General features: G+C 63.8%; 11 protein-coding genes. 6 read left to right on the plus strand and 5 right to left on the minus strand.

The genetic code is table 11. The annotated features are described in order from the left end of the window. Nucleotides 1-4 precede the first annotated feature (4 nt). The 5 genes from KEM60_RS06980 (at nucleotide 5) to KEM60_RS07000 (ending at nucleotide 4,778) form a co-directional block, all read left to right on the plus strand. Nucleotides 5-1,477 (plus strand): lipopolysaccharide biosynthesis protein, encoded by a 1,473-nt coding sequence (locus KEM60_RS06980; protein WP_219106797.1) that lies wholly within the window; start codon nucleotides 5-7, stop codon nucleotides 1,475-1,477. A gap of 145 nt (nucleotides 1,478-1,622) precedes the next feature. Further along, complete coding sequence (locus KEM60_RS06985; RefSeq protein WP_219106798.1) at nucleotides 1,623-2,939, plus strand: Wzz/FepE/Etk N-terminal domain-containing protein; 1,317 nt, start codon at nucleotides 1,623-1,625, stop codon at nucleotides 2,937-2,939. A 22-nt stretch (nucleotides 2,940-2,961) separates the two neighbouring features. Continuing rightward, nucleotides 2,962-3,402, plus strand: coding sequence for a UDP-N-acetylglucosamine transferase subunit ALG14 (locus KEM60_RS06990; protein ID WP_255574347.1), 441 nt, complete (start codon nucleotides 2,962-2,964; stop codon nucleotides 3,400-3,402). Then, the gene (locus KEM60_RS06995) at nucleotides 3,402-4,007 is read left to right on the plus strand and encodes a glycosyltransferase (RefSeq protein ID WP_219106800.1); all 606 of its coding nucleotides are present in this window, start codon (nucleotides 3,402-3,404) and stop codon (nucleotides 4,005-4,007) included. Before KEM60_RS06990 ends, KEM60_RS06995 begins: the two co-directional genes overlap by 1 nt. Nucleotides 4,008-4,040: 33 nt before the next feature. After that, complete coding sequence (locus tag KEM60_RS07000) at nucleotides 4,041-4,778, plus strand: CDP-alcohol phosphatidyltransferase family protein (protein WP_219106801.1); 738 nt, start codon at nucleotides 4,041-4,043, stop codon at nucleotides 4,776-4,778. Nucleotides 4,779-4,823: 45 nt separating this feature from the next. Here the strand turns inward: KEM60_RS07000 and KEM60_RS07005 are convergent, their stop codons facing one another. The 3 genes from KEM60_RS07005 to KEM60_RS07015 all read right to left on the minus strand — a co-directional run bounded on the left by KEM60_RS07005 (nucleotide 4,824) and on the right by KEM60_RS07015 (nucleotide 10,257). Further along, nucleotides 4,824-6,779, minus strand: coding sequence for a malectin domain-containing carbohydrate-binding protein (locus KEM60_RS07005; protein WP_219106802.1), 1,956 nt, complete (start codon nucleotides 6,777-6,779; stop codon nucleotides 4,824-4,826). Nucleotides 6,780-7,119: 340 nt separating this feature from the next. Further along, nucleotides 7,120-9,030, minus strand: a complete 1,911-nt coding sequence (gene iolD / locus KEM60_RS07010; protein WP_219106803.1) for a 3D-(3,5/4)-trihydroxycyclohexane-1,2-dione acylhydrolase (decyclizing) — start codon at nucleotides 9,028-9,030, stop codon at nucleotides 7,120-7,122. A 153-nt stretch (nucleotides 9,031-9,183) separates the two neighbouring features. Next, nucleotides 9,184-10,257 carry a transaldolase family protein gene (locus tag KEM60_RS07015; RefSeq protein WP_219106804.1) on the minus strand — a complete coding sequence of 358 codons (1,074 nt, stop codon included), beginning with the start codon at nucleotides 10,255-10,257 and terminating at the stop codon, nucleotides 9,184-9,186. A 131-nt stretch (nucleotides 10,258-10,388) separates the two neighbouring features. On the opposite strand from KEM60_RS07015, the gene KEM60_RS07020 reads away from it, so the two are divergent. Next, nucleotides 10,389-10,604 carry a hypothetical protein gene (locus KEM60_RS07020; protein WP_219106805.1) on the plus strand — a complete coding sequence of 72 codons (216 nt, stop codon included), beginning with the start codon at nucleotides 10,389-10,391 and terminating at the stop codon, nucleotides 10,602-10,604. Between the two features lie 90 nt (nucleotides 10,605-10,694). Here the strand turns inward: KEM60_RS07020 and KEM60_RS07025 are convergent, their stop codons facing one another. Then, on the minus strand, nucleotides 10,695-11,552 hold the full coding sequence (locus KEM60_RS07025) for a TrmH family RNA methyltransferase (protein ID WP_219106806.1): 858 nt from the start codon (nucleotides 11,550-11,552) through the stop codon (nucleotides 10,695-10,697). A gap of 238 nt (nucleotides 11,553-11,790) precedes the next feature. After that, nucleotides 11,791-12,309 carry a DUF1810 domain-containing protein gene (locus KEM60_RS07030; protein ID WP_219106807.1) on the minus strand — a complete coding sequence of 173 codons (519 nt, stop codon included), beginning with the start codon at nucleotides 12,307-12,309 and terminating at the stop codon, nucleotides 11,791-11,793. Between the last annotated feature and the right edge of the window lie 4 nt (nucleotides 12,310-12,313).

Raw genomic sequence — 12,313 nt, forward strand, 5'->3', positions numbered from 1 at the left:
GACCGTGTCCGAACGCGGGGGGATGGTCGCGACTGGGGCGTTGACTCTGGGCGCCGCGATCGTTGGTGCGGTAGCAAATTTCGCGATTGCCGTGGTGGTGGGACGTTCGTACGGCGCCGCCGACACCGGGGTGTTCTTCGCAGTCATCGGGGCTTTCCTGGTGGCAGGGAGCGCCTTGCGGTGTGGCGCGGATACCGGTCTGACCAGGTCAATGTCGCGGCTGCGGGCGTTAGATCGCCAGGCTGACTTGGTGCCGACGGCGGTGGTCGCGGTGGTGCCGGTGGCGGTGGCTGGACTGCTGGTCGCGGTGACGGTGTGGGCGGTTTCGGGTCGAGTCGGGGCAGCTCTGGGCGGCGCGGACAGTGTGGCGCCGGATCTGGTGCATGACGTGGCGCTTTTTGTGCCGTTGTTGTCCTTGCTGACTGTGGTGACTGCTGGCACCCGGGGTCTGGGGCGGGTCGCGCCGTATGCCTTGTTGCAGCATGTGGCGTTGCCGATGACCCGGCTAGCTGGGGTGGGGGCTGCTGCTGCGCTGGGGGCGGGAATTGTCGTCGCTGCCGGATGGTGGGCGTGGGGTTTGCCAGTGGTGACGACTGCTGCTGCAGTGATTTTCGTACGTGAGATCCGGCGAGCTGCGCCGCCCGGGCCGCCATCCTGGGATCGATGGCGAGAGCTGGCAGTGGAGTTTTGGACCTTCAGTCTGCCGCGGGCGGTCTGCGCGATCGTCGAGATCGTCCTGGAGTGGTTGGACGTGATGTGGGTCGCGGTGCTTGCTGGTCAGGAAGCAGCTGGGATTTACGCGGTGGCGACGCGGTTGGTGAAGGTCGCGTTGATCGTCGACCAGGCAGTGCGGGTGACGATGTCGACGCGCATCTCGGCGTGGCTGGCCGTGGGTGAGGTCGCCAAGGTGCAACGTCTCTATGAGGTGGGCACCACAGCGATGGTGTCTTTGGTCTGGCCTTTTGTGATCGTGTTGGGGTGTTTCCCCGACACAGCGATGGGGATGTTCGGGAAGGACTTCCCTGCCGGGTCGGCACTGCTGCTCGTGTTGTGTGTGGGGATGGCCGTGCTGGCTGCGGCTGGGTCGATCCAATCGATCCTGCTACTCGGTGGTCTGAGTTCCCGCCAGTTAGTCAACAAGTCCGTAGCACTGGTCACCTTCGTGTCGCTGGGGATGGTGTTGATCCCTCGATGGGGTGCCTTGGGTGGCGCGTTGACCTGGGCAGGGACGGTCCTGGTGGACACTGCGCTGGCTGCCTGGGCCGTGCAGACCCGCATCGGAGTCCGGCTCACCACCAGGGTCGCCGCGCGTGTCGGTCCGACCGTGGTGCTGTGTGTCGCTCCGGTCGCGGTGGCGATCAGGTTCACGGTGGGCAACAACCTGGCCGGGATGGCGACCGCCGCGCTGCTGGGGCTCTTGGTGTTGGCGGTCGTGATGCGCCGCGACGTCCGCGACGGGTTGTTCGAGATGCGCTGAGGGGGAAACACATGAGCTGGAAGCCCTGAATGGTCCATTCGGTGTGGCGGCCCGTGCCTACCACTGGGGTCGATGGTGGCGAGCGCAGTGCGCTCCGGGTTGGTGTCCGTGATCTTTTCGTGTCGCAGATGGGAAGTGGATGTCGATGAACGTGCAGAAGAGCACGACGGTGGGTGCGGTGTTGTCTCGGCTGTGGGCGAGGCGGTGGATTGTGGTCGCCGGGGCGGTGCTGGGCGTCGCGGCGGGTGCTGCTGCCCCGGTGGTGCTGCCGTCGACGTACACCGCGACGGCGGTGGTGAATGTGGCGCCGACGACGGTGACGCCGTTCAGCACGGTGCAGAGTAATCAGGCCGTGAACATGGAAAGTGAGCGGTCGACGGTCACGTCTCGCAATGTGGTGTCTCGGGCTGCGAAGACGGCGGGTGATGGCGTCAGTGTGGAGTCGTTGCAGCGGTCGTTGAGCGTCTCGTTGCCGACTCAGTCGTTGACGTTGAAGATCCGTAGTACGACGTCGGATCCGAAGACGGCTGCGACGTGGGCGAATGCGGTCGCGAAGGCGTATCTGGATGATCGTGCCGAGGCGGCTAACAGTGCTGCTGCGGTGATCATCAAGCAGTTGCGCTCTGATCTGGAGGCCCGCACTCGCGATTTACGCACGTTGCCGCCCGCGGAGCGTCCCCGGCAGGACCAAGAAGTAGCGGCGCTGAAGGAACGGATGTCGGCGCTGTCCACTGTCGGGTTGAATCCGGGTCGGGTGGTGACGACGGCGTCTGCTCCGTCGGAGCCTTCGTCCTTGGGGTGGTCCGATGTGCTGGTGGCGGGTCTGGCTTCGGGCTTGTTTCTGGGTCTGGTGGCGGCTCTGGTCCGGGATCAGACTGATCGGCGGGTGCGTTCTCGGGCGTGGCTCGCTGCGGTGACGGGTAACGCGGTGGCGGTGGGTGCTGGCGATGGTCGGGCTGCTGCGGCGGAGGTCGCGGAGCAGGCGTTGACGCGGCATGTGCGGGCCCGCGCCGGTTCTCGCTGTGTGGTGATCGACTTGACTGGGGTGGGCGACTCGCCGTTGGTCGAGGCGGTGGCATCGCAGGCTCGGGAGTTGGGCTTGCCGGTGGTGGAGGTGTTGTCGGCTGCCGTGGCGACGTCGAGCGCTGCGGCTGTGGGCACGGTGCAGGTCGTGGATCTGTCCGGGATGTCTCGACCTGCTGCGGCGACAGCATTGGTTGATCAGGGCGACATCGTGCTGTTTGAGGTGGCTTCGAAGACTCGACGTGAAATCTTCCGCACTGCTCACGACGCGGTGTTGGAGCGTGGCGCCACGGTGGGCCCGGTGCTGATGATGCGCCGCCCCCGTCCTGCGCGGTCACGGACCGTGCGTCCCGATGTCGCCGTGGAACGCCCCACCACCAGCCCTGACATGGCTGGTGCTTTCCCCACATCCGATGCTGCTTTGCAGCACACGACCTGAAAGTTGTTTCGTTGTGAAAGCCATGCTCATCGCTTCGACCGGTGGTCATCTGGCCCAGTTGCATGCCGTACGTCGGCACTGGGTGGACACCGATGTTCAATGGGTGACCTTCCCGCAGGCGGATGCCCGCACTCGGTGTGAAGGTGACCAGGTCATCTGGGCGCATTTCCCGACGACGCGTCATCTGCCTAATGCGATCCGGAATTTGCGTCTTGCGTTGCGGACGTTGCGTCGGGATCGCCCTGATGTGATCGTCTCTGACGGGGCGGGGGTGGCGGTGCCATTTTTCTTCGCGGCTCGCCTGTTCCGCATCCCGACCGTCTACTTGGAGGTCTTTGATCGGGTGTCTAGCCCCACCCTGACCGGTCGGTTGTGTTACCCGATCACCGATCAGTTCTTGTTGCAGTGGGAACAACAGCAAGCGAGTTACCCGGAGGGTGCTGTCGTGGGGAGGGTGTACTGATGGGACTGCGCATCATGGTGTGTTTGGGCACTGACCATCACCGTTTTGACCGGCTTGTTGACTGGTTGGACGGATGGATGGAGAGCCACCCGGAGGGGCATCAGCTCACCTTGCAGCACGGGCATTCCCGGCCGTCGCCGTACGCCGATAATCACGTCATCATCTCCCGGGAGGATGTGGTGGCGCAGATGCGGCAGGCGCATGTGGTGATCACGCAGGCTGGTCCGGGGTCGATTTTTGATGCCCACGAGACGGGGCATCGCCCGGTGGTGGTGCCCCGCCGTCGGCAATGGCACGAAGTGGTAGACGACCATCAGGTGGCATTCGCAGATCTGATGGAGAGTCGCGGTGACTGCGTGGTCGCCCGTGACCCTGAGCAGCTGGGTGACCTGCTGGATCAGGTGGTGATCACTCCTGATCTGCTGCGCCGCCCTTATCGGGCCCCGGCCACGGCGCAATGCGCTGACGAGGTGCACCGTCGGATGGAGATCGCGGTGGCTCAGGGCGCGGGATGGCTTGCGCTGCGGCGGTTGGCGCATTCCCTCACTGGGGGAAGGAACGACCCAGCTCAGCTCCCCACCACCGTCTCTTCGTCTGCGCAGTGATCGTCGACACCAGCTACCAGAGGACACCTCATCATGCCCACCGCATCACCTGTCCGCCCGTCGTACCGGGATAATCTCGCGCTGCTCACCTCACGGCAGAAGCGGGGGTATACGGTCGCGGCGTACAGCCATTACATCAATCGCCCGATGGGGCGGCGCCTGGCCGCGGCGGCGGCTGTGCTGGAGATGACGCCTAACCAGGTCACCGCGATCAGCATGATCGCCTCGTACGCCGGGATGGCGTTGCTCTGTCTGGTGGCGCCATCCCCGCTGGTCGGGGTCGGGGTGGGGGTGTGTCTGATCGCCGGATATGCCTTGGATTCTGCGGACGGGCAGCTGGCCCGGTTGCAGGGCAGCGCAGGTCCTGCCGGGGAGTGGCTGGACCATGTCAGTGACCAGGCTCGCACCGTGTCATTGCATCTGGCGGTGCTGATCTGGCTGTGGCGATATGTCGACGTCCCTGCCTGGGCGTTTCTGCTGCCGATGCTGTGGACGGTGGTGTTGAGCACCCGATTCTTCGGTCAGATCCTGGCGGGGCAGCTGCAACTGAAACGGGCTGGCGGGGTGGAGGCGGCTGCCGCGATCGGGGGCGCGTCCCGCCACCAGATCCTGCTGCTGCCCATGGACAACGGCGTGATCTGTCTGGCGTTTGTGCTGGTGGGTGCGCCAGCGCTGTTCCTGTGGGTGTACGGCGCCCTGCTTGCCGCCAACACGGTGAGCACCGTCGCATCTTTACGGCGCCGACACCGGGAGTTGGCGATGGGCGGGTGACTACCACCTGGTGGTCACCCGCCCATGTCACACGGTGCGGGCCAATCAGGCCGGGGTGTAGACCCGCACGTAGTCGATCTCGTAGCTGGCATCCCGCCACGGCGCGAACGCCAAGTTGGTGGTGGGACACTTCGCGGCATCTTTCTCTGGCATCGCCTTGTAGTTCAGCGAGCACCGGCCACCATCGGCAGCCATCCAGCCCAGTTTCTGCTCGGGGTGGCCGACCCAGATGCCACCGACGTTGAGTTGCAGCGCCATATCCCAGGTGGCGTTGCGATCATCGGAGGTGAATGCGGTGGCTTTGGTGTTGATCCAGTCCAACGTGGTCGCACCGTCGATTTTGAAGACGAAACGCACCTTGCTGTAGTCGCCTGCCGTCACCGGCAGGATGTCCACGGAGAAGGTGTGCCAGCCACCTCGGCCCACCACCGGGGTCTCATATTTGGTGGCTTTCTTCGCGACGTTGTATCCCAAACTCGTGGGGAAATGCACGGTGCTGGTGGTCCCGCCAGGGTTTTGCGAGTAGAAGTTCTCCTGAATATCAACCTCCGCGGTGGAAGAGCCCTTGCGGTGCCGCAACCAGAATCCCGGATAGAGGCCCTGACCGTTGGGGATGCGCGCCCGGATCTCGTACCGACCAAACAGCGGATAGTAGCGTTTCACATCACGAGTACCCAAAAAGCCCGACGAGTAATTCCACACGGTCCCATTCGGGCAGGTGACTTTTTCTTTCTTCGCAGTGATCTTCATCGTTCCCGCACTGACCGACACATTATTGGGGGTGAGGCACTGCAACATGCCCGGATCCGAATCGCCGTACGTGTTGTGGTAGGCCTGCCAGCGGGTGGTGTCCAGAGCGGTCCCGTTGAACTCATCAGCATAAAAGAGCTTCCACCCGGCCGGGGCAGGGGTCGCGGACGGCGGGGTGTTGATGACGATCGCCGAGACCGTCGGCAGGTCAGTCTTCGCCACAAAACCCAGATCCAACTGGCCGTCAGTGACCTGTACTCGGAACGTCCGATCGTAAGCGGCATTCTTACCCACCGTGGCATACACATCGACGTCGGCCAACGCCAACGCACCCTCCGCAGTGACATCGAACACCCGTTTCTTCGGGGCGTTCCAATAGTTCTCCTGCATCTTCAATGTCACGTCATACAGACCGTTCGGCACGGCCCGTTTCCATGCGGTCATTCCGTACCGCACCGGACGGTACAGCGCGTCTTCAGTGGTGCCTGCAATATCACCGGCGTACGGCGTACTCAGCTTGCCGCCGACAAAACCGCTTTGCGCGCTCCACGTCTTCCCCGCACTATCCACGACCGCTTTGTCACCGGCGACCATCCGGAACGGGAAACCACTGGCGCTCACGTCCGGCACCGGCGCAGCCACCGGAGTCGCCACCACCGACACCTTTGCGTCGAAGGTCGAATCACTGCTGATCCACGTGCCAGTGAAACTCTGATGCACCTCGACCGCCAGAACATTGACCCCGGCACGTAAGGCGCTAGCCGGGACCGTCCAGGACTGCCAGCGGGTGCCATCCCAGGTGTCCACACCAGAAGCAGAGGTGTCAAACCCGACGGGACCTGACGGCATATTGGTCCGCGCCAGCTCCACCCCGTTGAGATACAACACCGCACCGTCATCGACCCGAACGTTGATCGTCGCAGACTGCGCAGTGTGCGACGCGGGAATCGTGAACGCACACCGGTGGTACGTCGTCTTCGCGGGAATGCCAATGTCCGTAGCGACCTTCTCCTGGTGCCCCATCGGCAGGGCCCCCTTGGACCACCCAGACTCGTCAACAGACACACCTGACCAGCCCTGTGGCGGAGCAGCTTTGGGATTGAGATAGCTGCACGTTGAACCGGCGACCAGCGGCTCCAAGGTCACCGGAGCCGGATCAGCTGCTGAAGCTGGCACCGCGGCCAGACCCGCGCCGAGAAGAACGACAAGAACACTGCTGGATGTCAAGGCACGCCGATATGAAAGGGCCACGCTATCTGCCTCTCTGCGCAGGGATTGCTCACCCCTGACGAGACGAGACGATCGTCACCGGACGCAGGCACACCTGGGTAGGGAAACAGGTGGCCTGGAGCAGGGGAGGCGACGATCCGCCGTCAGGGGGAAAGTGGGGTCGCTGTGAGCATCGACCCCAGACCAGCCGACCTGAGCCGAACAGCCGGAACGAACCCCACCCCATCGCGGGAGGGTGTGGTGCCTCCCGGCCGGTCCGTCACCACAGACGCACAGGCCGGGAGGAGCAGAGAGCGGCAACCGTGGAGTCCTCAACCCACGGACGGTGCCACCGGAACGGACTCGAAAGCCCGGAACGGAACTACAGGTAGTGACGCTGCGCGCGCTTCTCCACGACGTAATCGTCGTACGCCGTCTGCGTCGACTCCAACTCGCTGACCTGCGCGACCGGCACATCCCACCAGGCACACCCCGGCGGGTTAGGGCCGTACAGGTCTGTTTCGATGTAGAGCACGGTCGGACCGTCGGCGGCGACAGCCTGCACAAAGTTGTCCCGGAACTGCGCCACCCCCTCGCAGCGCAACACCGTCGCACCCCAGCTCTCAGCGTTCTTCGCCAAGTCAAAGGGCACATCGGACCCGTCCAGACGCCCCGACCCGCCGTCACGACGACGGTACCTGGTGCCGAAGCGTTGGCTACCGCGACTCTCCGACAGCGCCCCGATCGACGCGAACCCATGGTTCTGCAACAACACCAGGACGACCTTCAACCCCTCCTGCACCATCGTGGCGATCTCTGCAGGCAACATCTGATACGTGCCATCCCCGACGATCGCGACCACCGTGCGGTCCTGATGACCCGCGTCATCCAACGCCATCCGCACCCCGATCGCCGCCGGGATCTCATACCCCATGCAGGAGAACGCATACTCCAGGTGGTACTGCTCCGGGGTGCTCGCCCGCCACAATGCCTGCAAATCACCAGGCATCGACCCAGCCGCGTTGATCAGGACATCCCGCTCCCCCATCAGCTCGTTCAACGCGCCAAACACTTCGGTCTGCGCTGGCAACGGCCCATGCCCCCGGTGATAACACTCGTCGACAACGCCCTGCCAAGCGGCATACCGCTCCCGGCCACGCGCCGCCCACTCCTCATCAACCCGCCAGCCCGACAACGCCACCCGCAACGCATCCAACGCCTCACGAGCATCAGCGAGCACCATCTGAGCCGCATGTTTACTCGCATCAAATGACCCCACGTTGACGTTGACGAACCGCACCTGCGGATCCGCGAACACCGAATGACTGGCCGTCGTGAAATCACTAAAGCGCGTCCCCACCCCGATCACCAGGTCCGCTTCGCGCGCCAACGTATTTGCTGCGTCATTACCCGTCGAGCCGACCCCACCAACGGCGCACTCGTGATCCCAGTTGATCGCGCCCTTCCCAGCCTGAGTGTCCGCGACCGGGATCCCCGTCGCGCTGGCAAAAGCACGCAAGGCCTCGCTCGCCCCGGAATAGACCACACCACCACCGGCGACCAGCAACGGCCGTTTCGCCGTACGAATCGCCTCGACCGCCCGCGCCAACGCGGCCGGTTCTGGCACTGGACGACCCACATGCCAGACCCGCTTGCGGAAGAACTCCACCGGCCAGTCGAACGCCTCAGCTTGCACATCCTGCGGCAGGCACACCGTCGCTGCGCCCGTCTCCACCGGATCAGTCAGCACCCGACAGGCCCCCAACAACGCCGGAATCAGCTGTTCCGGACGGTGCACCCGATCAAAGAAGCGCGACACCGGCCGGAAGGCGTCATTGACCGTCACCTCCGGGCTGTACGGCTGCTCCAACTGCTGCAACACCGGATCCGGCACGCGCGTCGCAAACGTGTCCGAAGGCAACAACAACACCGGCAACCGGTTCGTCGTCGCCAATGCAGCGCCAGTGACCATATTCGTCGCCCCCGGACCGATCGACGTGGTCACAGCAAGCGTCTGCAAGCGCTCGGTGGTCTTCGCGTACGCCGCCGCCGCATGCACCCCGGCCTGCTCGTTCCGGATCAGGAAATACGGCAGCTCTGCGTCCTGCGCGCCCCGGTCAGCCGCCAGCTCTGCCTGCAGCAAGGCCTGACCGACACCGCACACATTGCCATGCCCGAAGATCCCAAACACTCCCGCGAACAGTCGATGCTCCACCCCATCCCGTTCGGACCATTGGTTGGCGAGGAAACGCACCACGGCCTGGCCGACGGTGAGACGGATCGTGGACGACATCGAGACTCCTTCGTCAGAACTGGCCGACCCCGCACGGACCGACCCGGTACAGCACTGCCACGACACGACATATCGACGCACCGCAGCTGGTATCGCTTCCCGTACGTCGTACCATCCTCAGCCAGAGACGGGCGGCGTACGGGAAGCGACAGCTCACGGAGCGGGAACGATCACATCAGCCACGATCTGATCGAGTTCCGCGTCTGCGGCGAGGAACTGCCGCAACGTCTTACGGGTCGCCCCAAAATCGTCGAATTCAGCTGGAGACATCCCGTCGACGTCGTACGCCTTGCGGAACTCCGGCATCTGCGCATACAAGGTGTCCACGATCTGCGGGTCCACCGGCTCGTCCATCCGCGGCTGGGGGTCGATCCCACTGCGTTGGAAGCGCTGCTGCCACGCGAAAGGCGGCGACAACACCAGGTCACCACCGACGAATTCGGTCCACTGCAACGCATTCCGGTACGCCGCAGCGAGCAAACGCGGACGCAACCCCCGCGACCGGAACTCCGCATAAGCCTTCTTCATCACCGCAACACCTGCCCACTCCAGGTACCCCGGATCGAAACACAACGCGTCCTTGGCGTAGCACTCCTTCAACCAGTCATCGATCCGCCCGACCATGATCGTCACCACCGGGCCCATCTCATCGACCGGTAGGCCCTCCGCTTCCCGCCGTTGCAAACCCCGCTCGATCGCCTCCCCAGTGGCCACCGCCTGCGCCACCGTGAACGACACCGTCACATTGACCGACACACCCCGGTAGGTGGCCTCTTCGATCGCTTCAACACCCACCGATGTCGCCGGGATCTTCACGATGATGTTTGTGGCCAACCCGTGGAAGTACTCCGCCTGATCGGCCAGCGCCTGAGCATCGCGGTGCAGCCGCGGATCGGTCTGCATCGAGAGCCGGCCGTTGCGTCCGGCGTACGTTTTGAAGGCCGGTTCCAGCAGTTTCGCCGCATCAATCGACAACTCTTCGACGACTTTCCAACCGATCTGCGACTCCCCCATCGTCGGGTGCTCCGCCGCGATCTGCGCGATCCGAGCACTCCACCGCGGCAGATCCGCTTTGATGCAGGTCACCGCGATGACCGGATTGCAGGTCGCTCCAACCGCGCCATAGGAGATCGACTCGGTGAGCTCACGCGGGTCAGCCGAGTCATTCCACAGCACGGTGGGTCCGGCCTCGGTCATCGTGTTCAACGGACGCGGGTTGGAGCTCATCAAAAGGCCTTTCGATCCGGTAGGGCCGACCCGGCACAGTGCGCGACGGTCGTACGGCGAGGAACAGCAGCGGACGAGGCACCGGGGACGAGCGTCACCCGTCGTACGACGTCATGACATGACCGAATGTCATGACTGACGGCGCACAGCGGGACGATACGGCAGGGCCGGAGCTCAACCACGGACAAACCGCACTGTCCGCTCATGATCGGTCCCGTGGAGCCGGTAAGCCCGACCGGCTCGGCGGGTTCAGTAGACCCGGCGGGCTCGGTAGACCCGAGTCGCTGACCGATCAGGTCGCCGCAGTGCGTCCTGTCGTGGCGCTACCCATTCAACGACGCCCCTGAGTCGCTGTCAACATATTGTTCGGACATTCAGACATCGGTGGGCGGTGGTGGTGACTTCCCTAGGCTGATGCGAGGCGACGGCCAGCGCCCTCAAGACCCCTGACTAGTGCGGGAATCCACTCGACCAGCATGACCATCCGTGCGCCATGGCGCGCCCGCCCGACGCTCATACAACGCCAGCGCAGCACTCACCGACACGTTGAGAGATTCGACATCCGGATGGATCTCAATCGTGACAGTCGGATCGGCGTGCGCTGACATCGCGGCAGACGGGCCATGCTTTTCACTGCCGAGGAGCAATGCGACCCGCCCTGGAAGTGCCGCGATACTCGACAGCGGCTGCGGCGCCCGAGGTTCCAAAGCGACGATGCGAATGCCACGGTCCGCCAGCTCTGGGAGCACCGTATCGGCATCGGCAAGGGCGATCGGCAGGGAAAACACACCGCCACGGCTAGCGCGAATGAGGCGACGATCCATCACGGTGTCTAAAGCGCTATCCAACAACAGGATCCCTGAGGCACCGAGCGCTTTGGCGCTGCGGGTGATCGCGCCAATGTTGCCCATCAGCCGCACCCCGTCAAGGATGACCACATCTCCGGGGAGGTCCAGCAGCTCCGAGACCTTCCACGGGCGTGGTTTCAGCGCCAACGCAAACACCCGCGACCGGCGTTCGACGCCAAACAATTCCTTCGATAGCCGTATCGACAATTGCTGAATGTCAAGGTCATCCGCGAGCAAATCCACCAGATCAGCACTAAGGTCGGTCCCCTCAGAGATGAAGACCGTGAAGATCTGGATGCCCTGCCGAAGAGCTTCAGCGATATTTTCTTCATCATCGATGATCATCACGCGGGTGCGCTTATTTTTCCCTTTAAGCAGGTCCACCACTTTGCGGACGCGAGCATCATGCTTGTCGTCGATGATCGGATCCGGCAGGTTGAGGGACATGAACTCCTCCTGAGTGTCAGTGCTGACGTGGGGACGTGGAGCCCACAACGGCATGCGCCGCACCCGGGACAGAGCCGACGCATCGATGCCCCTGATCAGGCGGAGAGCGATGGTCGACCTCTCACAGGTCCGTCACATCTGTCGCCGAGTCTAGGTGGGTCACAGCTGCGCCATGAATTGACAGACCCCGTCGCGACACCGGAGCGAGGTCGCATCGATGGACGGGAGCGGCGGGGACTCAGCCGAGGCGCGCCAAAGTCAGGTCGTCCCGGGATCCGCCAAAGCGCCCATCCAGTACGTCGGAAAACACCGTCCAGGCGCTGTCGGAATCAGCAGGAAAACTGACGGGACTGACGGTGCGATGTGACGGTTCACCATCAGGGGTACCGGCCGGGGGCTGAGCGGCTAGCGTCGTCGTTGATGCCGCTTCAAAGAGCGTCATGGAGCTCCGCAGTTTCATCGCATCAACGGGCCCAAAAATCTGCTGCACGTCCGTGACTACCGATGTCAGCACCGCCATCGACGCCTCGTGCAGACGCGGCCCCAGAACCGGGTGGCTCAGATAGGCGCGGGCATCATCACGACCGGATATCGCAAATCGCTGCGCCATATGGCTGCGTCCCAACCCCGCGACCTGCGGAAAAATGAACCACATCCAATGGCTGTCTTTGCGTCCCCGCAGAATCTGCGCGACAGCACTGCGATAGCAGTCATGGCTGTCTTGTGCTGCCTGAAAATGCGACAGGTCAACGCTCATGGCT

Source organism: Austwickia sp. TVS 96-490-7B (assembly GCF_019331795.1).
Classification (GTDB): Bacteria; Actinomycetota; Actinomycetes; order Actinomycetales; family Dermatophilaceae; genus Austwickia.